Origin of the sequence: Chitinophaga sp. GbtcB8, from assembly GCF_019091455.1 — a bacterium.
Classification (GTDB): Bacteria; Bacteroidota; Bacteroidia; order Chitinophagales; family Chitinophagaceae; genus Chitinophaga.
In genome coordinates this window covers 1-26,637 of the sequence record NZ_JAGXJN010000017.1, presented here as the reverse complement: position 1 = coordinate 26,637, position 26,637 = coordinate 1, and the positions used below count along the sequence as shown (strand labels likewise).

The window sequence follows — 26,637 nt, the reverse complement described above, 5'->3', positions numbered from 1 at the left end:
TTATTAATAAGCGTTTGTTGCCTGTAGGGCAGATGATGAAAATAAAGTGGCGGCTGTATTGGTAACCACCAGGGGATAAGCACACAATGAATGATGCAGCACCGATACATCCACTCCAAAACAATGCTTGATATGCAGGGGCGATAATACGGTATCTACCGGCCCCTGTGCATATACACGGCCGTTCTTCAGGAAAAAAATGCGCTGCGCATAAGCGGCTGCCAGCTGAAAATCGTGCAGTACGGCTATTACCAGCACACCTTGCCGGCTTAATTGTACGGCCAGCTGTAAAGCCAGCTGTTGATGGAGTATATCCATGCCCGTTACCGGCTCATCCAGCAGCAGCATTTTTTTACCGGTGTAGTCCATAGCATGCAGGTCCGGCGCTTCCAGCAGCTGCGCCAATACCCGCGCCATTTGTACGCGTTGCTGCTGCCCGCCGGAAAGCGTGGGATAACTACGTTCTTTCAGGTCGTATACCTGCAATAATTTTAAGGCATAGGTTATGATCTCTTTATCGTATAACCTTTCTGCTGCGCGGTAAGCATAACGGCCCATGGCCGCTACTTCTGCCACTGTAAAAGGCATTTGCAGGTTCAGCTGCTGGGAAAGCACCGCACGTTGCCGGGCCTGCGCATCTACCGGTATGTGATGCAGCTCCTGCCCGTTGAGCAGAATGCTGCCGTGGTAATGCTTATACTCCCCTGCAATGGTGCGCAGCAGGGTAGATTTGCCGGCACCGTTAGCGCCCATCAACACACACAGCTCGCCCGGCTGCGCCTGCAGCTGCATTTGCTCTAGCACCGGCACATTACCAAACGACAGTGAAACATCTTTTACAACCAGCATTATACAGCAATTAAACGTTTCTCTTTTAAGATCAGCCAAATAAAAACCGGTGCGCCGGTAATGGCTGTAATAATACCCACCGGCAATTCAGCCGGGGCAATAATAGTACGGCACAGCAGGTCTGCCACGGTAAGTAAAATAGCGCCGGCCAAAGCTGCGCTGGGTATAAGAATGCGGTGATCAGGCCCGGTGAACTGCCGGATGATATGCGGCACCACCAGCCCTATAAAACCAATAATACCCGCTACAGCTACCCCTGCCGCCACGGCCATGGTGGCGTAAATAATGAGCTGTGTTTTCAGCCTGTTCACCTGCACACCGCTATGCATAGCCTCTTGTTCACCCAATGCAAATACATTGAGCGCAGGCGCCATCCGTGGCAGCATCAATACTGGTATCAGCACAAAAGGCAGTACTGCCAGCACCGTTTGCCAGGTGGCGCCACCCAGGCTGCCCAACGTCCAGAAGGTAATATTGCGCAGCTGCTCATTATCCGCCACATAGGTCATTAACCCGGTAAAAGCGCTGCACAGGGCATTAATGGCAATACCGCTCAGCAGCATTACGGATACAATAGACCGGCTACCGTGTACGGACATACGAAATACGATCAGCACCGCAAGCATAGCGCCCAAAAGGGTAATAATGTTATGCGCATAGGTTTGAAAAATGCCGCCGCTTACCGTAAAGGGTAAATACACATGCAGCACTATCAGCATAGCCGCTGTTAACGAAGCGCCTGCGCTAATGCCTATCAGGCCCGGATCAGCCAGCGGATTACGGAATAATCCCTGCAGGGCTGCCCCTGAAATGCCTAAACCGGCGCCTATTATTACAGCCAGCACCACCCGCGGCAGGCGGATCATCCACAACACCGCAGGCATTTGCTCCGTATAGGTTACCGGCAGCTGTATGCCAATACCCTTTAGTAAAATACCTATTACCTGCAATGGCGACATATGCATAGCGCCGGTACCAATTGCAATGATCATCACTAATACCAAAGCGCCGCTTAGTATGGAAAGGCTGATACGTTTCATAATTTTTGGGAGCGGAAAGCTGAAAGCGCAAAGCAAAAAGCTATTGGCATTTATTAAGGGCTTTGTGCCTTCAGCTTTATGCTTTGCACTTTCTGCTTTACGCTTTTAGCTTTTCAGACAACACTTTAACCGCCTCCAACACACGCGGCCCAAAACCAGACAGGAACTGCCCGTCCATAGCAATGATCTTTTGCTGTTTGCCGGCGGTGGTTTGCGGAACACCCGGCACTTTCAATAAACCGGTTACCCCGCCTACACTTTCCAGGCCGCTATCAAATAATAAGATCACGTCCGGGTTGGCAGCTACCAGCGCTTCAGTAGTAAGCGGTTTAAAATCTTTAAAACCACTGGCGGCATTTTTTGCACCGGCCAGCGTAATAATTTTATCCAGCGGGGTTTCCTGGCCGGCTACCATCATAGTACCCGCGCCACGTGCATAAATGAATAACACCTTTTTGGATTGGGGGATCACCTTCAGCGCCTGTTGCTGCTGATCCAGCTGTTTGCAAAGGGCAGCGCCTTTTTCTGTGGCTTGCAGGGCAGCAGCTATTTCGCGGATCAGCTTTTTGGTTCCCTCCACAGAATATTCCTGCTGCAGCACTACGGTTTTTACACCGGTAGCATTGAACTGTTCAATCACCGAAGGCGCCAGGAAATTGGAAGTAGCCAGTATCAGATCCGGTTGCAGGGCCAGTACAGGTTCAGCAGAGATATTGCGGTTATGCCCTACTTTAGGCAGCTTTTGTACAGAGGCAGGGTAAGTGCTGGTTACATCCACCCCTACCAGTGATTTTTCAAAACCCAGGGCGCACACTACTTCCGTTACGGTGCCATTCAGGGATACAATGCGGCGCTGCGCCTGTGTGGCAGCAGCAAAAAAGAGGGAACCCAATAATAATATGAGCAGGGGCCGTAGCCGGATTAGTTGCATGATAAGTAGTTTGATCTATTAGCAGTATGTATTTAAAAAAAATAATGGTTGACCCTACCCGGGGTTCGGGCCAACCACCACCTACCTGGAACACTTTACTCCGCCATGTTCCGGCAAGTTTCTTTAGGGGCAAACTAATCCCTGTACCGTATAATGTGCAATACGGCGGGTACGTTTCTTAAACAGCAGATTCATGTGAATATCAGGGCCTGCCTGCGTGTAAGCGGAATTTACACGGGGAGCAGCAGACGGCTACATTCATGCGGCGGAGTAAAGGAGTAGGGCAAAGCTACGTCATGAAAATGTAAAACGTTAATCAAATCGGGAATTTAAACCCGGCTCATTTACGCAAAAAGAAAAACTGCCAGGCCCACTTTTGAACCAAACCGGCTGGAAATTGTTCTATTCTTTACGGCCCTGCGCTGATTACAATACATATCCATTAATTAAACCACACATCACTATTATGGACTGGGATGAAATTCTAAATCCGCTATCGCCTCTATACCAGGATGCCATGTATGAGCAGCAGCAGCTGGTAAGCATGCAGGATGGCCTGATAGAAGCCACCAAGAAAATGATTGAAACGGTGTATCCACAGTTATACCACCTGGAATCAGAGGGTTATAAGGAACTGGAATCTGTAATTATTACGGAATGCGTAAAATTTTCGTGTAAGATCAACGAGGTAATTAACCGGTATCATATTAATGATTGATCACTCCTTCACCTTACAGGTAATGCGTTTTGCATACATGCCAGCTACTATGCCATACCCATTTGCAACGTTGGAGTAAACTTTTACCGGCTGCGCCAGGAAGTTGCCTTCCTCCTGGTTATCCTGCTGATCATCCAAACTTTTAAGGTAACGGTATCCCGGCTCTGTTAAGCCAACCACTTCTGCTATCATATATTTATAGGTAACAGGCAGGGAAGTTTGCAGCACAAAAACAATGCTCTTGCCGGAGATCCGCTCATCCTTTACTACCAGGTCCTCGTAATAGGCATCGCTGATAATATCGGCAAAGTTATTATTAAAGGAAGGATCCAGGCGGTACTTAATGCGGCTCAGCGGGCGGATAGCTCCGTCTGTACTGTCTGCTGCATAAATATGAATGCGGTAATAATTGATAACATTTCCAGGGTCTTTCAGCGTGAAGGATATCTGGCTGGCTGTTTTCTGCGCAAAAAGACCGTTCACTTCCGGCTGGGCCGGAATACTGTCTGTAGCGGTTACAGCCGTTAAGCCCGTAACGGCCGCCGTAACCGTATATATTTTCCCCGGCCTGATCACACTATCGGATACAAAATACCCGCGCCCGTTTATCACCTGCCGGTGCACGGCAGAAAAGGGCAGGCCGTTTTCCAATATGGTTACCTGCGCATTGGTAAGCTCCGGAAATTCAGGATCATTGCTGGATACCACCGGCTCGCTTCTAGTTACGCGGATATAAGCCACACTATCAGCCAGCATAAAAGTGTTCAGCACAATTTTATCGCCTTCATAAGGCAGGTCCAGCCGGGCTTTTTTGTCGCAGGCGGTGAGCAGCATTACTAACCCTATAGCGTATACGATAATAAAACGCATAAACAATTTTTTAAAATTTAATTGAATAGGCAATACTGGGCAGTATGGGCAAAATGGTTTTTTGCGCCAGGTACCGTTCTTTTGCAACCGGGTCCGATTTCACGTAATAATAAAATGGGTTTTGCTGGTTATAGGCATTATACAGGCTCAGGTTCCAGCTCTTGGTCCACAACCTTTTCTTTTTAGTATAGGTAATGCTAAGATCCAGCCGGTGTATATTGCTGGTGCGGAACTGGTTGCGCGCGCCCAGCTCATCTGCCCTTGGCGGTAAAGGCTGCTGCGGATCGTAGGGCGAAGGTTCCTGTATACCCTCATAACTGGCAACCGGCAGCGTTAAAGGTTTGCCGGTTGAGAACTGCCAGCCGGCAGATATTTCCCAGTTCTTATTAAACTGGTGTATAACCGTTAGCTCCAGGTTATGCCGTGCATCATATTTATACGGGAATCGTTTACCGTTATTCACTTCTGCAAACTGCCGGTCAGACCAGGCCAGTGTATACCCCAGCCAGCCTTTGGTGCTGCCCTGCTTTTTTTCCAGCAGCACTTCCGTACCATAGCTGCGGCCTTTACCAATGATCACCTGGTCGTCCCACTTTTTACCGGCAGAGTTGAACATAGAAGCATCCTCCGTGTATTCGATCACGTTATCCATGGTTTTATAATACCCTTCCAGTGAAAATTCATACTGGTGATCTTCCGTGGTTTTAGCTACGCCTATAGTGATCTGCTTGGATAACATGGGTTTTACCTTAGGGGTAGATGGTACCCAGAGGTCTGTAGGCAGGTTGGTACCGTTATTGGTAAGCAGGTGAATGGGCTGGTACATATGGGTGTAAGCCGCCTTTAACGCCCAGCTTTTAGGCAACAGGTAGCGTAGGCCCAGCCTGGGTTGCACGGAACGGTAAAAACGTTTCTCCACTAAAAATCCGGCCGCATGCAGGCCCGCATTCAAATGCAGGTCAGGAGTTAGCTGCCAGTCATCTTCCCCGTACAATACCATATCAACCCCCACAGTGTTAAAGTTATTATAGGAGGTATCCGGCAGGGATGGCGTAGCAGAATCATCTTCAAAGAAAAAAGTACCTGGCTTAAAGATATGCGTGGTAGAGGCCACTCCAAACTTAATAGCATGGCCGGGCCGCGGGCGGTAGTCAAAATCTATTTTGCCTACAGCATTCTGGATACGGGAAGTATAACGGCCATACAGCTGCGAATGCTCATCAATCGTATAGGATTGAAAATTGTAATGATAATGCGTTAGGAAAAAGTATTGCGAGTAATTGAATGTTACGTTGGAAAACAAACGCTGGTTAAATACATGGTTCCAGCGCAGCGTGCCGGTAAGGTTACCCCAGCCCAGCTTAAAGGAGCTTTTCTCCTGGTAACGCCGCTGGTCCGGCGCATCGGTGGTTTCGTAGTCATGATCCTGGCTTATGATCAGTGCATCTTCACCGCCATAAGCGCTTAGGTAAAGACGGTCTTTGGGAGAAAAAATATGATTGATGCGCGCATTGGCATCATAAAAAAAAGCAAAGAAGTCGCCATTTTCACCCAGGTCCATTCCGCTTTTGATAGCGCCGTCCATTAACAGATCTATATAAGAACGGCGGGCAGATAGGATAAAAGAGGTTTTATTCTTCCACAACGGCCCTTCTACCATAAACTTGGCGGCAATGGTGCTGATAGAAACCTCGCCATGATAATTTTTCATATCCCCATCCTTCATGGAAATATCTATGATAGAGGATAACCGGCCACCGTAACGCGCCGGGAAAGCGCCTTTGTACAGGTCTGCATTTTTAATGATGTCCGGGTTAAACACGGAGAAGATGCCAAACACATGTTCCGAATTAAACACCGGCGTGCCATCCAGCAATATCAGGTTCTGATCCGGGCTGCCGCCCCGCACACTCATTCCGCCGCTACCATCTGCACCGGCAGTTACACCGGGCAGGCTTTGCAGGGTACGCATTACATCAGCCTCACCCAGCAGCCGGGGCACAGCCTCTATTTCAGTAACAGGAATATTTACCTTGCTCATCTGGGTTTGCTCCTGTAAATGCGCCTTCATATTTTCTGTAACCACTATTTCCTGTAGGCTGTTGGTGGGCTGCAGCGCCATGACAATTTGCCGGTTACCGGTAGCCGGCAGCTTATAACGTTGCGGGGTATAACCTATATAAGAGGTATAAAGGCTGCTGGTATCTTTTTTCAGGGTAATACTATAAAAGCCGTATTGGTTGGTAACCGTACCGGCCCGCTGCGCAGGACAGTAAACCGTGGCGCCGATCAGCTTTTCACCGTTGCGTGCATCCTCCACATACCCGCTAATAGTACGCAAGGGCTTGTTTTTCATAGTCAGCACCACCTGGTTGCCTATGCGGGAGCTGGAAATATCATAAGGCTCAAATAAGAGCTCCAGCACTTTTTTAAGCGGTTTGTTGCGCACTTCCAGCGTTATGCGGTGCGAAAGGTCTACTACATCACGGCTATACGAAAAATGGATACCATAATTTTTCTCCAGCAGCTGGCAGGCTACCAGCAGGGTTTGATCTTTCAGGCTAAGCGTTACTTTGGTATGCCAGTCCCAGGCCAGCACCTGCAGCGGAAAACAGCACAACAGCATTCCAAGCAGCAGCTTTGCGGTTAATGACATAGATACACTGATCGTTTGATGGTTAAACAGTTTATGTGACATACTACAGAATGGCACAGTACAGTGGGGTATAAAACCGGCCGGCCTTCTCTTTTATGAGACGTTCCGGTAAAGGCATTCCCCTATTCCGGGCTCAAAAATAGAATAATAATAGCGGAAGTGCAGGTATACAATAAGTTAAATCGGCACATAAGCAGTTTGTACCGCCGGTATCCTCCTGCCAGGCCCTCAAATTCACCTATTAGTTTTTATCTTTGCACCACACATGTATCAACTTATTAAGCAACTGCTGTTCAAATTTCCCCCGGAAAGCATTCACCATAGCGTAATGCGGGGCATTAAGCTGCTTCATGGCCTGCCGCTGGGCAAAACCATCCTGAATGCCAGCTTTAATACCAAAACCACCGGCCTGGAAAAAGAGCTGTGGGGACTTACCTTCCGCAACCCGGTAGGCCTGGCCGCCGGTTTTGATAAAGATGCCCGCTATACCGACGAACTGGCCAGTCTGGGATTTGGATTTGTGGAAATAGGTACGGTAACCCCCCTGCCCCAGCCGGGTAATGACCAGCCCCGTCTTTTTCGCCTGCCGGCAGATCAGGCGCTCATAAACCGGATGGGCTTTAATAATGAAGGCGCCGTTGCAGCGGCCAAGCGCCTGCTAAAACGCCGCTCCAATATTATTATAGGAGGGAATATTGGTAAGAATAAGGTAACCCCAAACGAGGAAGCAGTGAGCGATTATGAAAAATGCTTTCATGCCCTCTTTGATGTGGTGGATTATTTTGTGGTAAATGTAAGCTCGCCTAACACGCCCAACCTGCGCGCCCTGCAGGAAAAAGAGCCGCTGAAGCAGTTGCTGCACCACCTGCAGCTGCTGAACCAGCAAAAAAGCAAACCCAAACCCATTTTACTGAAAATAGCACCGGACCTGAGCACCGAACAGCTGGATGATATTATTGAAATTGTGCTGGAAACTAAGCTGGCCGGCATTGTAGCTACCAATACCACCATTAGCCGGGAAGGCCTGCAAACACCCGCCGCCGAAGTAGCAGCCATAGGAGCGGGCGGACTAAGCGGCCTGCCGGTAAAAGATAAGTCCACTGCGGTGATCCGCTATATTCATGAACGCGCAGGTGAGCAAATACCCATTATTGCAGCCGGCGGCATTTTTACGGCTGCCGATGCCAGAGAAAAGCTGGATGCCGGCGCTTCCCTGGTGCAGGTATATACCGGGTTCATTTACGAAGGCCCTGCCATTGTTAAAAATATTTGTAAAGGATTACTAAAAGGCTGATCCTCCATTCATCAACTTATACCATCATGGAACAATTGTTCACTACAGAATCCCTCATTAGCTTACTGACCCTGGTGCTGATGGAAGTTGTACTGGGTATAGACAATGTTATTTTCGTATCCATTGTTATGAACCGCCTGCCGGAGCAAAAACGCCTGCAGGCCCGCCGCATCTGGATGTTTACCGGTATAGGCGTACGCGTTATACTGCTGCTGTGTATCGGTTACATTGTACGTGCGGTGAACCCGCTGTTCCACATAGGCAGCCATGGGTTTAGCCTGCGCGATCTCATCATGCTGGGCGGTGGTTTATTCCTGCTGATTAAAACCACCCGCGAAATTCATCACAAGCTGGAAGGGGAAGAAGAAACGCTGAATATGAAAGGGGGCGGAAAACAGGTATCCCTCCTGAATGTAGTAGGGCAGATCATTGTGATTGATACCGTGTTTTCCTTTGATAGTATTATTACTGCAGTGGGCCTTGCCAAACAGGTACCCATTATGATCATTGCGGTGATCATAGCCATGATCATTATGTTCCTGTTTGCACCCCGCATCAGCGACTTTATACATAAACATCCTACGCTGAAAATGCTGGCCCTCTCCTTCCTGGTAATGGTAGGCGCCATCCTGATCATAGAAGGCTGGGATGCAGAAAGGGCGCACGACCTGCACTTAAAGAACTACGTATATTTTGCCATGGCTTTTTCCTTTGGCGTAGAAATGCTGAACATGGTAATGCGCAAGAAAACAACAAAACCTGTAGAATTGCGGGAGCCGACGGTGAAAGAGAAGGAATAATGTGCTGATGTGTTGACCAAAAAGAATGTAAAATGTAAAATTTTAAATGCTAAATGTAAAAGTGGAATGCAGCGGATAAGATACCGGCAAGGCTTCGCTGCATTCCACTTTTACATTTGAAATTTTACATTTATGATTTTACATTCTTTTAGCTTCCATTCCCCGCATTCATCAGCACACACGCCACCACCCCGGCGGTTTCCGTACGTAAGCGTGTATTCCCTAAAGATACCGGCTGAAAGCCCTGACCCAGGGCCTGCTCTATTTCCGCTGCTGTAAAATCGCCTTCCGGTCCTATTAATAATAAGGTATCCAACCCGGGCTGCATAACCTGTTGTAAATGCATTTTTTGCTCCGGTAAGCAATGCGCTATAAAACACTGTGCAGCTGCAGGCTGCTTTACCAAGTTCTCAAATACAACCGGGGCGGCCAGCTCCGGCAAATAATATTGCTGGGATTGTAGCATAGCGGCTACCAGTATATTCTCTAAACGTTCTGTTTTAAATTTTTCTTTTTCCGTACGATGGGTAAGCAGGGGAATAATACCCTGTATCCCTATTTCCGTAGCTTTTTCCAGGAACCACTCCATACGGCTGGTATTTTTGGTAAAGGCAATGGCTATACGTAAAATGGGTGCGGGAGCCGGCAGGGTTTCACATTGCAGGATCTGCACTGTACATTTCTTCCGGTTATCGTCTGTGATCGTGGCTGTAAATTTTTGCCCCTGCCCGTTGGCCAGCAGCACCTGCTGCCCTTTTTCCTTTCGCAGTACCTGCACACAGTATTTAGAGGTAGGCTCGTCCATGGTGTAAGCAGTGGCAGCAGGGTCCAGGCCTTTGGCGTAGAAAACAGGTAATTCCATGCTAAAAATTAAGGATTAATTTGAAATAACAGTCTCCGGCAAAACAATATGCTTACGCGTTTTAACCTGGAAGCGGATGAACAATAACACGGAAGCCGTGAGCAGTCCCAGTAACAGCCCCCACCAAATGCCCTGTATACCAAAGTTCAGATGAATACCCAGTAAATAACCAACGGGTAAACCTAGCCCCCAGTAAGCCAGCAGCGTAATAATTGTAGGCACCTTCACATCGCCCATGCCTCTTAAGATCCCCAGCCCTACTACCTGTGTACCATCAAACAGCTGGAAAAAAGCAGCAATAATAAGCAGGTGGCTGGCAATCAGAATTACTTCCGGCTCTTTAATATACATCAGCGGCAGCAAATGGTTCCCCAGCATAAACACCAGGGCAGCAGTACCCATCAGCACCAGCACCATATGATAGCTGGCAATGGCCGACAGGCGCAGCTCCCGGAACTGCCGGGCCCCAAAGAAATTACCGCTTTTAATACCCGCTGCGGCAGATACGCCGCTGGCCATCATATAGGTCATGGTAGCCAGGCTAATGGCTATCTGGTGAGCAGCCTGCTCACGCGCGCCTATCCAGCCCACCATTACTACGGCGCCGCTAAAAGCGCTTACTTCAAACAGGTATTGCAGCGCCACCGGTGCGCCAATACCCAGGATCTTTTGTATAGTGGCCTGCGATACATCCCTGAAATGGAACTCCTGCAAATATGGCTTGAACCGCGGCGCCCTGAGCACATACCAGCCCATGGCAGCTGCCATCAGCACACGGTCTGTTAAGGTGGCAATACCCACGCCTATAACGCCCATACGTGGTAAGCCAAACAACCCGAACACCAGCGTAATGCCCAGCAGGATATTGATCACATTCCCGATAATGCTGATGTTCATGGCCTGCCGGGTAAAGCCCAGCCCCTCTGCAAATTGTTTAAACGATTGGTAGATCATTAACGGGAAAAAGGAAAATCCCAGGAACTGCAAAAAGGGCTTAGCCTGTGTAGCTACCGCCGTCGGCTGGTCCAGCAGCGGTATGTAATGGCTGCCGGTAACAATTACCGCGCATAACAATAATCCTACGGTTATATTGATCAATAAGCTCTGGCTTAACAGGCAACCGCAGTAAGATCTGTTTCCCCGCCCGTTCTCCTGCGCTATCAGCGGCGTTAATCCATAGGACACGCCAAGACCGGTTACCATGAAAATGGTAAAAATACTGTTGCCCAGGGAAACGGCTGCCAGCGGCACTTCGCCGGTATGACCTATAATAATGCTGTCAGATAAGCCCACCAGGGTATGCCCCAGCTGGGAAATAACCACGGGATAGGCTAAACGGAAATTATCCTTATAAAACGGTTTGTATTTTAAAAACATGGAACTAGAATAGTATGATGCTAATACAAAAAGAAAAAGAGAGAAGTGCCCCTCTCCCTTTTCTTTGAATTTCTTTTACAGTACCAGAATTTAGAAAGGAGCGTCTTCCAACCCATCATCTCCAAAATCCATATCGTTCATTTTAGAACCTTTCTGGATAAACATCTTGGCTTCATCGTTGCTGCTTCCGCCCTGGCGCATGCCCGCATACGGGTTGCCGCCACCGGGACCACCGCCGCCTTCCAGGCTGCCATCATCCTCAAAACGCTGGAACTCCAGCACCGCGCGCAGCTTAATGGTATCCAGCTGGCCGTTACGGTGTTTGGCTATACGCACGTGCGTTTCACCTTTATTGGATTCGCCCATTTCATTGGCGGTAATTTCGTAGTATTCAGGGCGGTACAGGAACATTACCATGTCCGCATCCTGTTCAATGGCGCCGGATTCACGCAGGTCACTCAGCTGCGGCATCTTGTTACCATCCTTACGTTTTTCCACATCACGGCTTAACTGCGACAGTGCTATCACCGGTACATGCAGCTCTTTTGCCAGGCCTTTCAGATCGCGGGAAATTTTACTGATCTCCTGCTCACGGTTGGTGTTACGGCCATCGCCGCCACCGCTCATCAGCTGCAGGTAGTCAATGATGATCACCCCTACGCCGTGGTTATGTACCAGCCTGCGGCATTTGGCGCGCAGCTCAAAAATGTTCAGCGCTGGCGTATCATCAATAAAGATGGGGGCCTTGGCCAAACGTTCAATACCGTGTGTCATCAGCTTCTTCATCTCATACTCTTCCAGCTTACCACGGGAAATTTTTTCCAGCTTGATCTCTGATTCCGCGGACAGGATACGTTGTACGATCTGCCCGGAGGACATTTCCAGTGAGAACACCGCAGCGCCTTTGGCAAAACGCGGGTGTAAGGCCGCATTCCTGGCCAGGTTCAGCGCAAACGCGGTTTTACCTACTGACGGACGGGCCGCTATGATGATAAGATCCGTGGGCTGCCATCCATAAGTAACCTTGTCCAGCGATGGGAACCCGGAAGGTACCCCGGTAATATCGTCGCCTTTATTACGCAGGTCCTCAATACGTTTCATGGTATTCACCAGTACGCGGTCTATGGAATCATAGTTCTTACGCAGGTGATTATTGGTAATTTCAAACAGTTTGGATTCCGCTCCATCCAGCAGGTCAAACACGTCGGCCGTATCTTCATACGCCTCGCTCAGTATTTCGCCGGATATACGTATGAGCTCCCGCTGAATAAATTTCTGCAGGATGATACGCGCGTGCGCCTCAATATTGGCAGAGGAAACAACGGTGTTGGTAAGCCGGGTAACATAAAAAGGCCCACCCACCATTTCCAGTTCTGCGGAAGATTTCAGTTCTTCCACCACAGTAAGGATATCCACCGGCATGGATTTAGCGGCTAACCGCTGCATAGACAGGAAAATGCGCTGATGCGCCTCCACATAAAAACATTCCGGTTTCAGGATCTCTATCACGGTATCAAAAGCGCCCTTTTCCAGCATGATGGCCCCCAGTACTGCCTCCTCCATATCTTTTGACTGTGGTGGTATTTTTCCGTATACCATGCTGGATACATCAATGGACGGCTTCCTACGTACATCTTTACGGTCTTTCTTGAGATTAAGATCCATTTATGTTAAAAGAATTAAGAAAAATGAATGAAAAATAGATTACTGTACTATTGTTATGGCCTGTTTCCCCAATGGGTCCTGCAAATTTTTAGCATCCCGGTATTCAGTTCTTCTTTAACAAATTGTAAACTTTTTTGAGCTGTAAAAACTAAGGTAAACGCATTTTTTCATTAAAGCCTTACCATAAGCGGATAATATTTATAAAACATCACGCACACGATATTCACACGCAAATTGTCAGTTATCCACTGACTGCACTACTGTTATCCACCAATTGGCACAAAAATACCCTGCAAATTTCCGATTATTCACACACTTTGTGTAAAAAGATTTTCCACATAATCCTTGGATCGTAATTCACATGTTCGTGGGAGAAAAACCCGGACGCGTTCGCCGGTCACGATCCATTTTAGCACCCGCCTTTGATGGCCAACCGCCTGTTTTCTCCTTTATAAACCACCTAACAGCTTGTGGACCATAGACCGTGGACTGTGGACTTTTTAATTATCTTTACACCACTTTATTATCTTGTAAAATGACTATTTCTTACAATTGGCTTTGTGAATATTTGCCGGTACAGCCCTCACCGGAGGATTTGTCTGTTATATTAACGCGTATAGGCCTGGAAGTGGAAAGCCTGGAAAGATTTGAATCCGTAAAAGGCAGCCTGGAAGGGCTGGTGATAGGCGAAGTGCTGACAGCCATCCCCCACCCGAACGCAGATAAGCTGAAACTGACCACCGTAAATATTGGCGGCCCGGAACCGCTGAACATTGTATGCGGCGCACCCAATGTAGCCGTAGGCCAGAAAGTGGTGGTAGCCCCTATTGGCGCTACTATTTACCCTCTAAGCGGCGAGCCCATGACCATGAAAAAGGCAAAGATCCGCGGTGAAGAAAGCCAGGGCATGATCTGTGCAGAAGATGAAATTGGCCTGGGCAGCAGCCACGCCGGCATACTGGTGCTGGATGCAGCCTTACAAGCCGGTACCCCTGCCCGCGAAATATTTAAGCCCGTACAGGACTGGATATACGAAATTGGCCTTACCCCCAACCGTATGGACGCCATGAGCCATATAGGCGTGGCCCGGGATGTATGCGCCTATTATAATAACCTGGAAAATACCCGCCGGTACCAGGCTAAGCTGCCCGTAATACCGGAGCTGCCTAAAGCAGCAACACCATTACCCATTAGCGTTAGTGTGGAAAACACAGCCGCCTGCCCCCGCTACGCCGGTATATCCATTACCGGGGTGCAAACCGCCCCCTCACCGGACTGGCTGCGCAATAAATTATTAGCCATTGGGGTACGGCCTATTAATAATATAGTAGACATCACCAATTTTATACTGCACGAAACCGGGCAGCCCCTGCATGCTTTTAATGCAGATGTTATTACCGGCAGTAAAGTGATCGTAAAGAACCTGCCTGCCGGAACAGCCTTTGTAACGCTGGATGGCAAGGAACGTAAGCTGGATGCCGCAGACCTTATGATCTGCAATGGTAACAGTGAGCCCATGTGTTTAGCCGGTGTATTTGGCGGCCTGCACTCCGGGGTAACAGATACCACGCACAACATTTTCCTTGAAAGCGCCTGTTTTACCGGCACGGGTATACGCGCCTCCTCTTTCCGGCACGGCCTGCGTACAGATGCCGCTACCCGTTTTGAAAAAGGAGTGGATATATCCAATACCGTATTTGTGCTGCAACGCGCCGCCGCCCTTATTTGTGAGCTGGCCGGCGGTAAGATTGCGTCCGAAGTAACAGACGTTTACCCGCAGGCTAAACCTAAAACGGAAGTAACCGCTACCTGGGCTTATATTAAAAAGCTGAGCGGCAAGGAATACAGCAAAGAAAAGATCAGCAACATACTAGCCAGCCTGGGTTTTGAAATACTGGCGGAAACACCTGAGCACCTGAAGGTGAATGTACCCTACAGCAAACCGGATATTTCCATACCCGCCGATATTGTAGAAGAAATAATGCGTATCGATGGCCTGGATAATGTGGAGATCCCCTCCCAGGTGCTTATTACCCCGGCCATTACGGCCAGGCCGGACCGGGAAACGGTACGCGAAAAAATAGCCGGTTACCTGGCAGGCAACGGTTTTAATGAAATATTCACCAACTCCATTACCAACAGCAAATATTTTACGCCGGAAGTGCTGGAGCGCACGGTAAAAATGATCAACAACCTCAGTGCAGACCTGGATGTAATGCGTCCCTCCATGCTGGAAACCGGCCTGGAAAGCGTAGCTTATAACCTGAACCGCAAAAATGAGGACCTGCTGTTCTTTGAATTTGGTAAAACCTACGCCACCACGGGCCAGGGCAAGTACCAGGAAACAGAGCACCTGTGCCTGTACCTTACCGGCCGTAAAAGACCGGAAAGCTGGTTATACGAAGCAGCCCCGGTAGATTTTTATTTCATGAAAGGATATGTAGGCAATGTGCTGGCCCAGCTGGGCATCCGCTCACTACAATGGGCAGAGCTGGAAGTGGACGGGCTGCAATTTGCCTGGCAGATTAAAGGTAACGGCCAGCCCCTGGTGCAGCTGGGCGCCGTATCCGGCTCCAGGCTCAAGCAGTTTGATATTAAGCAGCCGGTATGGTTTGCCGATATTAACTGGCAGGCTGTTTTGGCCGCCTTACCAAAAAAGGATACCTTTTACAGCGAAATTCCGAAATTCCCGGCCGTACGCAGGGATCTGGCACTGGTGCTGGACAAACAGGTACGGTTTGCGGATGTGGAAGCCGCTGCACGCACCGTGAAATCCTCACTGCTGCAACATATTAATTTGTTTGACGTTTTTGAAAGTGAAAAGCTGGGAGCCAACAAACGCTCTTACGCAGTAAGCTTTACTTTCCAGGATACGCAGAAAACGCTTACAGACAAAGAGATAGATGCCGTAATGGACAAGCTGGTAAAAACTTTTGAAACACAATTGCAGGCGCAAATAAGAAAATAATTCCATCTGCATATTGGCACATTGAATAATGGCTCTGGAGCAACACATACAACGCATTGAAGAAAAGCTGCAACTGCTGCTGAAAAAGCTGCAACAGGAGCAGCAGGAAAATGCGTGGCTGAAGGAGCAGCTGCAGCACCAGCAGCAGGAGGTGCGCACACAGCAGCAAACCATTATTCAGCTGGAACAAAAGCTGCACCTGGCCAAAATAGCCACGGTAGCAGCCGGGCCCCCCGCCTCACCGGAAGAGGATGAGGACTTTAAAAAGGAAATGCGCACCAGGATCAACGACTATATAAAAGAAATAGACCGTTGTATAGCGTTATTAAACAGTTAGCCGGGAAAAGTGTTAATTAGTAGTTATGGAACAACTGATTCCTGTAAATATAGTAGTGGCAGACCGCTCTTACCGGATTAAGATCAAACCGGAAGAAGAAGAAGCCGTACGCCGCATCATGAAAGAGGTGAATGACAAGATCATTGAGTTCAAAACGGCCTATGCCGGTAAAGACCTCCAGGATTATATTGCCATGGCGCTGATCATGTACGCTACCCACCCCGTTACCAGTGGCGGAAAGGCACAGGCAGAAGGAGCACCCTATTTACAGGAAAAATTGCAAAGGCTGGAAGCACTGTTGGATGAGCAGTTGAAATGATGTGTGTTTTTTGATTGTGTTGGGATCTTTTGAAAAAATAGATTAACAGGGAGTAATATAAATTTATTTCATTAATTCATAATCAACTGAAATAAAGTACCTTAATTACTTGCCATTTCGTTAAAGAAGTTGTAAAACAGGGGATTTACACCGTTCTCCATACCCGCACATCGCACATCTGCACATTATTTTTGTTATTTTCGCGCGTCAAGTTCTACCATTGCCTGGGAAAGGCGGTGACGAAGAATGCAATATATATTCAATTTTAAATTTTTTGTATGGATACAACTGTAATAACGACAATAGCCGCGGTGGTGGCATTGGTAATTGGAATAGTGTTAGGTAAGGTGATATTTGCCAAAAACACGCAGCAGAAGATACAGGATGCAGAGCAACAGGCCCAAAAGATCATAAGTGATGCCCAGATAAGTGCAGAGAACCTGAAAAAAGACAGGTTACTGGAAGCCAAGGAAAAATATCTGCAGCTAAAAACGGAGCATGATAAGGAAGTGTTGCAGCGTAATCAGAAGCTAGCCGATTCAGAGAACCGCATTAAGCAGAAAGAGTTAGGCCTGAACCAGAAGAACGAGCAGCTGCAGAAACAGGTACAGGAAAATGAAGCCATCAAGGAAAACCTGAACCGGCAGATGGAGCTGGTAGCCATCAAACGCAATGACCTGGAAAAACACCAGGAAGAACATATCCGCCGCCTGGAAAAAGTAGCCGGCCTTACCGCAGAAGAAGCTAAGCACCAGCTGGTGGAAAGCCTGAAGGAAGAAGCCCGCAGCCAGGCCCTGGCCCACATCCAGGAGATTATTGAAGACGCCAAGAGCAAGGCCAATAAAGAAGCAAAGAAGATCATTATACAATCCATCCAGCGTACGGCAGCTGAGCAAACCATTGAAAATGCCATTACCGTATTTAACCTGGAAAGTGATGAAATTAAAGGCCAGATCATTGGCCGTGAAGGCCGTAACATACGCGCCATTGAAGCAGCTACCGGTGTAGACCTGATCGTGGATGATACCCCGGAAGCCATCGTATTATCTTCCTTCGATCCCCTGCGCAGGGAAATAGCCCGCCTCTCCCTCCAGCGCCTGGTACAGGATGGCCGTATACACCCCGCCCGTATTGAGGAAGTAGTGGAAAAAACTAAGAAACAGCTGGAAGAGCAGGTAATGGACATTGGTGAAAGGACTGTGATAGAGCTGGGCATCCATGGCCTGCATAAAGAGCTGGTACGCCTGGTAGGTAAAATGCGTTTCCGTTCCTCTTACGGACAAAACCTGCTCATGCACTCCAAAGAAACCGCTAACCTGTGTGGTGTAATGGCCGCAGAGCTGGGCCTGAACCCCAAGCTGGCCAAACGCGCAGGCCTGCTGCACGATATTGGTAAAGTGCCGGATGAAGAAACAGAGCTGAGCCACGCCCTTTTAGGCGCCAAGCTGTGTGAAAAATATGGCGAGCATGCTGCTGTGGTGAACGCCGTAGGCGCCCACCATGATGAAATGGAAATGCAGTATGTAATTTCCCCCATTGTACAGGCTTGTGATGCCATCAGCGGCGCCCGCCCCGGTGCACGCCGTGAAATTATGCAGAGCTACCTGCAGCGTATCAAAGACCTGGAAAACCTGGCCCTGGCCCACGACGGTGTGGAAAAAGCCTACGCCATACAGGCTGGCCGCGAGCTGCGCGTAATTGTTGAAAGTGATAAAGTAACGGACAGCGATGCAGACCGCCTCTCTTTTGATATTGCCACTAAGATTCAAACAGAAATGCAGTATCCCGGACAGATCAAAGTAACGGTGATCCGCGAAAAACGCGCCGTGAACGTTGCCCGGTAATTGCTAAAAAGAATAATAAAAAAGTCCCGTTTGCCACCTGGTGAACGGGGCTTTTTTTATATGGGAAGGAGGAAACCTTTACCGGTTATGATAATAAGCCCAACCCGCTGAAAGGCCTTTGGCTCTGGGACGATCTTTATTACCGTACTGTGTCAACCAACAACTTCTCCGGTTATACCTACACACAAAGCGTCCTGCAAAACGGACAGGTAGTTGGGAGCAGCCACCAGGAATCCACCATTCCCCTGTTTTATACCACTACTGGTCAGCTGGATTGTACCCGCTAACTTTCATAGAAATGCTTATCTTAAGGCATTGTGAATCATTAATTCCTTAACTAAGCAGCATCATGAAAAAATTCACGTCGTTACGCTACTACCTGAACGCCGGGTTGCTGGCCATTGCTTTATTATGCCTTGCCACCAATACCCAGGCGCAGAAAACACAAGCCTTATTCAACGGTAAGAACCTGGATGGCTGGAAAATTTACGGAACAGAAAAATGGTATGTGGAAGATGGTTTCCTGATATGTGAAAGCGGCCCGGATAAAGAGTATGGTTACCTGGGTACTGAAAAAGAGTACAAAGATTTTGAGCTTACCGTGGAATTTAAGCAGGAGGCCAATGGCAACAGCGGTGTATTCTTCCACTCCAGTATAGAAGGCACTAAAATTACCGGCTGGCAGGCAGAGGTAGCCCCACCCAATATGCATACCGGCGGTATCTATGAATCCTACGGCCGCGGATGGCTGATACAGCCAACGGCCGATAAGGAACAATACCTGAAAATGGGAGAATGGAATACCATGAAAGTGAAAGTAAAAGGCAATGAGGTAACCACCTGGCTCAATGGGCATGAAATGATTACTTTAACCGATGAAAAAATAGGCGCCCGCAGCGGGCAGATCGCCTTACAGATCCATTCCGGGGGCGGCATTAAAGTAAGGTGGCGTAATATCCGCATCCGTACCCTGTAATCATTCAATATATCTCTAACAGCACACAATTGGCCATGAGCGGCCTGTTCCTTTCGGATAAGCTTGTGTGCTGTTTTTTGTTTTCTTTCTGCAATCGTTTGCATTTTCCACAGAATTATCTATCTTGGGTACACGAACTGTTAAATTGTGTTAAAACTGTAGTCGTTTTTGAACCAAACCGCTAATCGTTAAATAGAAATTCACACGGTATGAAGAACTTGTTACAAACGGGGGGACTGTTGCTATTTTTGCTATGCCAACACCTCGTCATCCACGCACAAAACACCACCACTATTCAGGGAAAAGTTACAGATGCCAAATCCGGCGCCCCGCTGCCGGGAGTAACCGTATCTGTAAAAGGTAAATCTACCGGCGCCCAAACCGATGGGCTGGGTAGCTATAAGCTGCAGGTACCTGCCGGCGGCACTACACTGGTGTTCTCTTTTATCGGCTACCTGACTCAGGAACAGGCTATCAATGGCCGCTCCGGCATTGATATTCAGCTGGCCGAAGACCTTAAAAAACTGGAAGAAGTGGTAGTAGTAGGTTATGGCGCCCAAAAGAAAAAGGACGTAACCGGCGCTATTGCCTCTATTAATGCCAAATCCATACAAGAAGTATCTGTTACCAACCCGCAACAGGCGTTGCAGGGCCGCGTAGCAGGTATTGATGTATTGATCAATAGTAACAAACCCGGCGATGAGCCTCGTGTACGTGTACGTGGTAACCGCTCCATTACTGCGGGTAATGATCCGTTGTACATTGTAGATGGCATTCCGTATGCGGGCAATCTGAATGATATTAACCCTTCGGATATTGCCTCCATGGATGTGCTGAAAGATGCCTCTGCTACCGCTATCTACGGTTCCCGCGGGGCCAACGGTGTTATCCTGGTAACTACACAAAGAGGTAAATCCTCCTTCCCGGTACGCGTTACCTATAATGCGGACTATGGTATTATTAAGGCCCTGGGCAAATCAGATATGATGGATGCTACACAGTATACCAACATGCGCCGGGAAGCCAACCGCACCATTGGCAAGTATAATGATAACAATCCCGATTCTTCCGATGCAGCTGTTTTTAATGCCACAGAATACGCCAATATTAAAAGAGGTGTAAATACCGACTGGCAGAAGCTGCTGCTCTCTTCCGGCTGGCAAACCTCCCATAACCTGGGTGTATCCGGCGGTTCAGAAAAAACCAAGTATGCGGCCAGCCTGGGATATTTTAAACAACAGGGCGTGTTTGAGCTGCAAAGCTATGAGCGCTATAATATACATTTGAACCTGGACCAGGAGATCAGTAAACGCATCCGTGCAGGTGTATCCTTACTGGGTACCTACAGCAAACGGAGAGGGGAAACCTATAACGGTATGAGCGCAGCGTTAAAAATGCTGCCCATTGCAGATCCCTATGATGCCAATGGCAACCTGATCATACTGCCCACCGGCGATAGCCAGCAACCCAATGCCCTGCTGGATTATGTGCCCGGTAACCGCGTAGAGGACCGCAACCGCTTCCGCCTGTTCACCAGCCTGTATGGTGAGGTGGATATTATAGATGGGCTTAAATACCGCCTGAATGTGGGCCCGGATATTCAGCAAAGCAACTACGGTCTTTTCCAGGGTAAGAACAATACCGACCTGCTGATAGGCGGTGGCGATGCTACTGCCCAAAAGACCAACTATACTACGCTGGCTTACACTGTGGAAAACCTTTTAACCTATAACAAAGTAATACATCAGAAACATAACCTTGGCGTTACTGCCCTGTATAGCGTACAACGCCAGCGGGAAGATTCCAGCAACGCCAGCGTAAGAGGCATCCCTGTAGAAGCGCAGCAGTTCTACAACCTGGACGAAGCCGGTAACGTAACTGCACTGGGCAGCCAGTTAGGCACCTGGACCATCCTCTCCTACATGGGCCGTATTAACTATGGGTTTGATGACCGCTACCTGGTAACCTTAACCCTGCGTGCAGATGGCTCCTCCCGCTTTGCGCCCGGTAAACAATGGGGTTATTTCCCCTCCGTGGCCCTTGCCTGGAACATGACCAACGAAAACTTCATGAAATCTGTTACCTGGCTGGATAACCTGAAACTGCGCGCCAGCTATGGTAAAATAGGCAACACGGGTATTCCGCCCTATGCTACCCAGGGCTCACTGTTACGCAGCCCTTACTCCTATAACAACAAGGGCGTGCTGGGTTACCTGCCCAACCAGCTGCGTAATCCCAACCTTACCTGGGAAACTACCAGCTCTGTGAACGCAGGTTTTGATTTCAGCGTGTTTAAAGGCCGTGTAACCGGTAGTGTGGATTGGTACCGCCAGAAAACCAGCGACCTGCTGTTGAACAAGCTGCTGCCTATCAGCAACGGGTTTGGCTCTGTGCTGGTGAATGTTGGGGAAACCCAGAACTCAGGTTTGGAGATCGCTTTGTCTACCGCCATTATCCAGAACCCCAATGGTTTTAACTGGAATATGGATGTAAACTTCTTCACCAACCGGGAAAAAATACTTTCCCTGGGCAATGGCGCCAAGAGCGATCCGGGTAATGCCTGGTTCATTGGCGAGCCTATCACAGTGTACTACGATTATCAGAAAGTAGGCATCTGGCAAACCGAAGCAGAAGCACAGGTGTACCAGCAGCACCAGGGCGAGATACGCCTGAATGATGTGAATAACGATAAAAAGCTGGACGCCAATGACCGCGTGATCCTGGGCTCCCAGCAGCCGGATTGGTCCGGTGGTATGACGCAGCGCTTCTCCTGGAAAGGCATAGACCTCTCCATTGTAGCATTTGCACGTATAGGCGGCATGGTTAAAAGTGATTTTTACCAGAACTACAATACCCTGTTCGGCCGTTACAATAACCTGGACGTAAATTACTGGACACCTTCTAACCCAACCAATGAGTTTCCACGTCCTAACCGTAACCAGGAGCGGCCTAACAACTACACCTCGCTCAGCTATTTTGATGGTTCTTTCTTCAAGATCCGCAACATAGGCGTGGGTTACAATCTGCCGGAAAGTTTAATGAAACGCTGGGGTATGCAGGCATTGCGCGTGCATGCGGATGTGAAACAACCGCTGATCATAGCGCCTTACCGCCAGAAATACAAAGGCATTGACCCGGAAGATGTGACCACCATTTCCGTGGATGCACCAGCCACCTGGATGCTGCAGTTTGGTTTGAATGCTACTTTTTAATGTTAAAAAATGAACGTTATGAATACTGGAAAAATATGCTGGTTAATAGCGCTGCTGGGCTTTGCAGCAGTAAGCTGTAATAAGATGCTGGAAGAAAAGCTGGTATCTACTGTAAACGACGATTTCTATAATACGCCTAGTGGTTTTACCGCTGCCGTTAACGGCTCTTATGTGGCCATGCGCAGCTTTTACAGCACAGAAAGGGGCATGACGCTTTCTGTATTTGGTACAGATACCTACACCAATGGCTCTGATGGTGATTTTAAATTTGCAAATCAATATACTTCCCAGCTGGACGGCCGTTATGCCCACCTGCGGGAATTATGGAATACCACTTACCAAACCATTAATACCTGTAATGTGGCGATAGGCCGTGCTGATAAGATCCAGGGCCTGGATTCTGCGGTTAAGAAGAATGGGGTAGCCCAGGCACGCTTTTGCCGCGCGCATTATTACTTTATACTGGCGCAGATGTTTGGTGCCGTGCCCTTAAACCTGCAGGAGAACACAGAGATCAAAACAGACGCGCACCGTGATTCTGTAGGCAGTATTTATAATGCCATTATTGACGATCTGCTGTATGCAGAACAGAACCTGCCGGATGCACCTTCTGAATGGGGCCGCGCCAGCAAACCGGCTGCAGAGCACCTGTTGGGCCGCGTGTATTTAACCCGCGGGTATACCGCCTATAAACAGGCTACCGACTTTGACAATGCCGCTAAGTATGCGCAAATGGTGATCAACAATTATGGCTTTGCACTGCTGCCGGATGTAGGACAGGTTTGGGCACAGGGCAAGGAAAATAGCGCGGAAACCGTATGGGCGGTGCAATACACTACCGATGCATTGTACAACTCCAGCGATAATAATGCCTGCCGCTTTTTCCTGATGCAGTATGATATATTGGCCGGTATGAAGCGCGACCTGGCCAACGGTACGCCCTGGAAGCGTTTTAAGCCTACAAAATTCCTGCTGGATACCCTCTACCAGGAACGTGTACACGATACCCGTTACGAAAAATTCTTTACTTCAGTATGGCGCGCGAACAACGCCACAGCCACGCTGAAAGTAGGCGACACCTCTGTATGGATGCCGGGTTATGATGTAACGGATGCTATGATCAAGAGCAAACCTTACCTGCTGGTACCTCCCCGTAACTATACGCTGGTGTTATACCCATCCCTGAATAAGTTTGCAGATGCGGCGCGCCCGGATAACCAGGCCTCTGGTGTACGGCCCTTTATTGCCTTCCGCCTGGCAGAAGATTACCTGAATGCCGCAGAAGCGCTGACCATGAAAGGGGAAAAAGGAGCAGCCGTGCCCCTGCTGAATGCCCTACGTATGCGGGCCGCCAGGGTAGGTGCTACACCTGAAGAAACTACTGCCCATAAAGAGGCTATGAAAATAACCGAGGCCCAGATAACCCTGGATTTCCTGCTGGATGAAAGGGACCGCGAAATGGTAGGCGAGCAAACCCGCTGGTTTGACCTGAAACGTACCGGCAAGCTGCTGGAAAGGGTAAAACGGCATAACCCGGATGCCGCTAAGAATATACTGCCCAAACACCTGCTGCGGCCTATTCCACAGGACCAGATAGACCGTGTGAGCAACCCGGGCGATTTTCCGCAGAACGACGGATACTAGGGTGATTACGAATTGAGTATTACATACAGAAAGTCCTGCGGTTATTGCAGGACTTTCTACTTTATACAATGCCCATCAATCACATTCGTAATTAGTAATTGAATAATTCGTAATTCGTTCATAATTAATTGCTTACTACATGTACAAATAATCCTTTTGGGGCATTTCCTAATTAAGTTGCCAATGCTTACCTTTGCAGCCAAATTGAGCGGGATACTCCCACCATTCGTAATTGAAAATTCATAATTAAAAATGTCCGGACAGCTTAAAGAAGTTCGTAACCGCATAAAATCAGTACAATCCAGCCAGCAGATCACTAAGGCTATGAAAATGGTAAGCGCCGCCAAATTAAGGCGTGCACAGGATGCCATTTTACAGATGCGCCCGTATGCTGTTAAGCTCCAGGAGATCCTGCAGAACATTGTTTCCAGCACAGAAGGCGATATTGATATGGCCCTGGCTAACCAACGTGCCGTGGAAAAAGTGCTGATCGTGGTAATTACTTCTGACCGCGGGCTGTGCGGCGCATATAACTCTAACCTTATTAAGCTGGCCAAACAGCTGATCCGCGAAAAATACGCGGAGCAATATGCCAAAGGCCAGGTACAAATAATGCCCATTGGTAAAAAAGGCTGGGAACATTTTGTAAAGAATGGTTACAAGATCAATGACCAGTACTGGCACCTGTTTGCCGACCTGAACTTTGATCACGTAAAACAGGCCGCTGCCATTGCGCTGAACGGTTTTATCAAAGGCGAGTATGATGCTGTGGATATTGTGTACAGCCAGTTCCGCAATGCCGCTACCCAGGTATATGCAGCAGAACAATTCCTGCCCATTGCCAAAGTAGAGCATAAAGAAGGGGACGCTAAACAGAAGATCAAAGCTGATTATATATTTGAACCTGAAAAAGAAACGCTGATCGCGGAGCTGATGCCCAAGATCTTAAACACGCAGTTCTTTAAAGCCATCCTGGATGCACATGCTTCTGAACATGGCGCCCGTATGACAGCCATGGATAAAGCCACAGAAAATGCCAATGAGCTGCTGCGTAACCTGAAACTCTCCTACAACCGCGCCCGTCAGGCTGCCATCACTACAGAACTTACAGAAATTGTAAGTGGCGCCGCCGCTTTGGCAGGTTAAAAGTGAAGGTTATTCACAACAAATCAACATCAAAAAATTTCGATTTCTTACATAACGTCAAAGACTGTAACTTTCGGTCTTTGACGTTTTTGTTTACAGCACACGCAGGTTTTAACCACCTGTAAGGTTGTAATGTTGCAAATTAATTATCAATGGAAATCTCTCAGATCATACCGCATGTTGAATCACTGATCTTTGCTGCAGACAGGCCCCTGCCTATGCTGGAATTAGTGGATCTGCTCAATAACGCTTTAGCTTTTTTGGAAGACCGTGCTACTTTAGACCAGGTAGAAACTGCCGTGGAGGCCATCCGTGAAAAATACCTGTCTGAATTTTATGCATTTGAAGTGCGGGAAAGCGGCGGAGGTTACCAGTTCCTTACTAAAAAAGATTATTACCAGACAGTAGCGCAGCTGAACGGGGAAAAGTTCCTGAAACGCCTTTCCACCGCGGCGCTGGAAACCCTGGCCATTATTGCTTATAAACAGCCTATTTCCAAAGGCGAAATAGAACATATCCGTGGGGTAAGTTCTGATTACTCTATTCAGAAGCTCCTGGAAAAAGAGCTGATCGTGATCTCCGGCCGTAGTGAAGAGCTGCCTGGTAAGCCGCTGCTGTACAGCACTTCCAAGGCTTTTATGGATTACTTTGGATTAAACTCCCCTGCTGATCTGCCCAAGCTGCGTGAAGTATTTGATGAAGAAACCATGATACAGCCTACCCTTATTACCGACGAAGTATTTACAGATAATAATGGTGTGCTGATGGTATCAGAAAATGGTGAGCTGCTGGAAGATGCATTTATTCCAACAGTAAATATCATAGACGAAGCAGCTCACACAGATACCGGAACTGAAGTACCGCCTGTAGATACAGAAGCGGATGTGGATCCGGATGTGGAAGCCACCGCTGATAACAAACCGGTTGCTGATACGGAAGATAATATTGCTGATGATGAAGCAGCAACTCCTGATATAGAAGCCATTGGCCCCGGCCCTGGCGATGATGAGGTGGAAGATGAGGAAGAAGATGATCTGCATGAGGATCTGGGGGATGATGAGGATGAAGAAGATGGTGATGAAGTAGGAGACGACGAGGAGGATTTCGACGATGATGATGAAGAAGAGGA

21 protein-coding genes are annotated in these 26,637 nt (G+C 48.4%); 13 read left to right on the top strand and 8 right to left on the bottom strand.

The features are described from left to right. Window positions 1-3: 3 nt before the first annotated feature. The 3 genes from KVT36_RS16180 to KVT36_RS16170 form a co-directional block, all read right to left on the bottom strand. Entirely contained in the window at window positions 4-849 is an 846-nt protein-coding gene (locus KVT36_RS16180) for a heme ABC transporter ATP-binding protein (RefSeq protein ID WP_217604516.1), read from the bottom strand. Beyond that, window positions 849-1,889 (bottom strand): iron ABC transporter permease, encoded by a 1,041-nt coding sequence (locus KVT36_RS16175; protein WP_217604515.1) that lies wholly within the window; start codon window positions 1,887-1,889, stop codon window positions 849-851. Before KVT36_RS16175 ends, KVT36_RS16180 begins: the two co-directional genes overlap by 1 nt. A gap of 97 nt (window positions 1,890-1,986) precedes the next feature. Next, window positions 1,987-2,820: a hemin ABC transporter substrate-binding protein gene (locus tag KVT36_RS16170; protein ID WP_217604514.1), complete on the bottom strand. Its 834-nt coding sequence runs from the start codon at window positions 2,818-2,820 to the stop codon at window positions 1,987-1,989. Window positions 2,821-3,286: 466 nt separating this feature from the next. Here KVT36_RS16170 and KVT36_RS16165 point away from each other — a divergent pair, with 466 nt between their 5' ends. Continuing rightward, complete coding sequence (locus KVT36_RS16165) at window positions 3,287-3,538, top strand: hypothetical protein (protein WP_143080873.1); 252 nt, start codon at window positions 3,287-3,289, stop codon at window positions 3,536-3,538. Here the strand turns inward: KVT36_RS16165 and KVT36_RS16160 are convergent, their stop codons facing one another. Then, complete coding sequence (locus tag KVT36_RS16160) at window positions 3,539-4,408, bottom strand: DUF4249 domain-containing protein (protein WP_217604513.1); 870 nt, start codon at window positions 4,406-4,408, stop codon at window positions 3,539-3,541. A gap of 10 nt (window positions 4,409-4,418) precedes the next feature. Next, complete coding sequence (locus KVT36_RS16155; protein ID WP_217604512.1) at window positions 4,419-7,106, bottom strand: TonB-dependent receptor; 2,688 nt, start codon at window positions 7,104-7,106, stop codon at window positions 4,419-4,421. 223 nt (window positions 7,107-7,329) lie between these two features. On the opposite strand from KVT36_RS16155, the gene KVT36_RS16150 reads away from it, so the two are divergent. Next, a complete protein-coding gene (locus KVT36_RS16150; RefSeq protein WP_217604511.1) occupies window positions 7,330-8,358 on the top strand; it encodes a quinone-dependent dihydroorotate dehydrogenase in 1,029 nt (342 codons plus the stop codon). Between the two features lie 26 nt (window positions 8,359-8,384). Beyond that, on the top strand, window positions 8,385-9,158 hold the full coding sequence (locus KVT36_RS16145; RefSeq protein ID WP_217604510.1) for a TerC family protein: 774 nt from the start codon (window positions 8,385-8,387) through the stop codon (window positions 9,156-9,158). A gap of 148 nt (window positions 9,159-9,306) precedes the next feature. On the opposite strand, the gene KVT36_RS16140 is transcribed toward KVT36_RS16145, so the two are convergent. The 3 genes from KVT36_RS16140 to dnaB form a co-directional block, all read right to left on the bottom strand. Beyond that, complete coding sequence (locus tag KVT36_RS16140) at window positions 9,307-10,020, bottom strand: 16S rRNA (uracil(1498)-N(3))-methyltransferase (protein ID WP_217604509.1); 714 nt, start codon at window positions 10,018-10,020, stop codon at window positions 9,307-9,309. Between the two features lie 15 nt (window positions 10,021-10,035). Continuing rightward, the gene (locus tag KVT36_RS16135; protein WP_217604508.1) at window positions 10,036-11,397 is read right to left on the bottom strand and encodes an MATE family efflux transporter; all 1,362 of its coding nucleotides are present in this window, start codon (window positions 11,395-11,397) and stop codon (window positions 10,036-10,038) included. 90 nt (window positions 11,398-11,487) lie between these two features. Then, complete coding sequence (gene dnaB, locus KVT36_RS16130; protein ID WP_217604507.1) at window positions 11,488-13,062, bottom strand: replicative DNA helicase; 1,575 nt, start codon at window positions 13,060-13,062, stop codon at window positions 11,488-11,490. 535 nt (window positions 13,063-13,597) lie between these two features. Here dnaB and pheT point away from each other — a divergent pair. The 10 genes from pheT to scpB all read left to right on the top strand — a co-directional run. Then, window positions 13,598-16,030, top strand: coding sequence for a phenylalanine--tRNA ligase subunit beta (gene pheT / locus KVT36_RS16125; RefSeq protein ID WP_217604506.1), 2,433 nt, complete (start codon window positions 13,598-13,600; stop codon window positions 16,028-16,030). Between the two features lie 28 nt (window positions 16,031-16,058). Further along, complete coding sequence (locus tag KVT36_RS16120; RefSeq protein ID WP_217604505.1) at window positions 16,059-16,367, top strand: hypothetical protein; 309 nt, start codon at window positions 16,059-16,061, stop codon at window positions 16,365-16,367. 25 nt (window positions 16,368-16,392) lie between these two features. After that, window positions 16,393-16,686, top strand: a complete 294-nt coding sequence (locus KVT36_RS16115; protein ID WP_089906332.1) for a cell division protein ZapA — start codon at window positions 16,393-16,395, stop codon at window positions 16,684-16,686. A 278-nt stretch (window positions 16,687-16,964) separates the two neighbouring features. Continuing rightward, complete coding sequence (gene rny, locus KVT36_RS16110) at window positions 16,965-18,530, top strand: ribonuclease Y (protein WP_217604504.1); 1,566 nt, start codon at window positions 16,965-16,967, stop codon at window positions 18,528-18,530. Between the two features lie 149 nt (window positions 18,531-18,679). After that, window positions 18,680-18,817 (top strand): hypothetical protein, encoded by a 138-nt coding sequence (locus KVT36_RS16105; RefSeq protein WP_217604503.1) that lies wholly within the window; start codon window positions 18,680-18,682, stop codon window positions 18,815-18,817. A 62-nt stretch (window positions 18,818-18,879) separates the two neighbouring features. Then, window positions 18,880-19,506, top strand: a complete 627-nt coding sequence (locus KVT36_RS16100; RefSeq protein ID WP_217604502.1) for a DUF1080 domain-containing protein — start codon at window positions 18,880-18,882, stop codon at window positions 19,504-19,506. A gap of 209 nt (window positions 19,507-19,715) precedes the next feature. Beyond that, complete coding sequence (locus tag KVT36_RS16095; protein ID WP_217604501.1) at window positions 19,716-22,718, top strand: TonB-dependent receptor; 3,003 nt, start codon at window positions 19,716-19,718, stop codon at window positions 22,716-22,718. Window positions 22,719-22,736: 18 nt separating this feature from the next. Then, window positions 22,737-24,362, top strand: coding sequence for a RagB/SusD family nutrient uptake outer membrane protein (locus tag KVT36_RS16090; protein ID WP_217604500.1), 1,626 nt, complete (start codon window positions 22,737-22,739; stop codon window positions 24,360-24,362). Between the two features lie 252 nt (window positions 24,363-24,614). Then, the gene (gene atpG, locus KVT36_RS16085; protein ID WP_217604499.1) at window positions 24,615-25,508 is read left to right on the top strand and encodes an ATP synthase F1 subunit gamma; all 894 of its coding nucleotides are present in this window, start codon (window positions 24,615-24,617) and stop codon (window positions 25,506-25,508) included. 152 nt (window positions 25,509-25,660) lie between these two features. Next, on the top strand, window positions 25,661-26,637 hold a 977-nt coding region (scpB, locus tag KVT36_RS16080; RefSeq protein WP_217604498.1), incomplete at its 3' end, for an SMC-Scp complex subunit ScpB.

Coding starts and splice junctions, on each gene's coding strand:
- KVT36_RS16180 (WP_217604516.1), bottom strand. CDS start 849: ATGCTGGTTGTAAAAGATGTTTCACTGTCGTTTGGTAATGTGCCGGTG.
- KVT36_RS16175 (WP_217604515.1), bottom strand. CDS start 1,889: ATGAAACGTATCAGCCTTTCCATACTAAGCGGCGCTTTGGTATTAGTG.
- KVT36_RS16170 (WP_217604514.1), bottom strand. CDS start 2,820: ATGCAACTAATCCGGCTACGGCCCCTGCTCATATTATTATTGGGTTCC.
- KVT36_RS16165 (WP_143080873.1), top strand. CDS start 3,287: ATGGACTGGGATGAAATTCTAAATCCGCTATCGCCTCTATACCAGGAT.
- KVT36_RS16160 (WP_217604513.1), bottom strand. CDS start 4,408: ATGCGTTTTATTATCGTATACGCTATAGGGTTAGTAATGCTGCTCACC.
- KVT36_RS16155 (WP_217604512.1), bottom strand. CDS start 7,106: ATGTCACATAAACTGTTTAACCATCAAACGATCAGTGTATCTATGTCA.
- KVT36_RS16150 (WP_217604511.1), top strand. CDS start 7,330: ATGTATCAACTTATTAAGCAACTGCTGTTCAAATTTCCCCCGGAAAGC.
- KVT36_RS16145 (WP_217604510.1), top strand. CDS start 8,385: ATGGAACAATTGTTCACTACAGAATCCCTCATTAGCTTACTGACCCTG.
- KVT36_RS16140 (WP_217604509.1), bottom strand. CDS start 10,020: ATGGAATTACCTGTTTTCTACGCCAAAGGCCTGGACCCTGCTGCCACT.
- KVT36_RS16135 (WP_217604508.1), bottom strand. CDS start 11,397: ATGTTTTTAAAATACAAACCGTTTTATAAGGATAATTTCCGTTTAGCC.
- dnaB (WP_217604507.1), bottom strand. CDS start 13,062: ATGGATCTTAATCTCAAGAAAGACCGTAAAGATGTACGTAGGAAGCCG.
- pheT (WP_217604506.1), top strand. CDS start 13,598: ATGACTATTTCTTACAATTGGCTTTGTGAATATTTGCCGGTACAGCCC.
- KVT36_RS16120 (WP_217604505.1), top strand. CDS start 16,059: ATGGCTCTGGAGCAACACATACAACGCATTGAAGAAAAGCTGCAACTG.
- KVT36_RS16115 (WP_089906332.1), top strand. CDS start 16,393: ATGGAACAACTGATTCCTGTAAATATAGTAGTGGCAGACCGCTCTTAC.
- rny (WP_217604504.1), top strand. CDS start 16,965: ATGGATACAACTGTAATAACGACAATAGCCGCGGTGGTGGCATTGGTA.
- KVT36_RS16100 (WP_217604502.1), top strand. CDS start 18,880: ATGAAAAAATTCACGTCGTTACGCTACTACCTGAACGCCGGGTTGCTG.
- KVT36_RS16095 (WP_217604501.1), top strand. CDS start 19,716: ATGAAGAACTTGTTACAAACGGGGGGACTGTTGCTATTTTTGCTATGC.
- KVT36_RS16090 (WP_217604500.1), top strand. CDS start 22,737: ATGAATACTGGAAAAATATGCTGGTTAATAGCGCTGCTGGGCTTTGCA.
- atpG (WP_217604499.1), top strand. CDS start 24,615: ATGTCCGGACAGCTTAAAGAAGTTCGTAACCGCATAAAATCAGTACAA.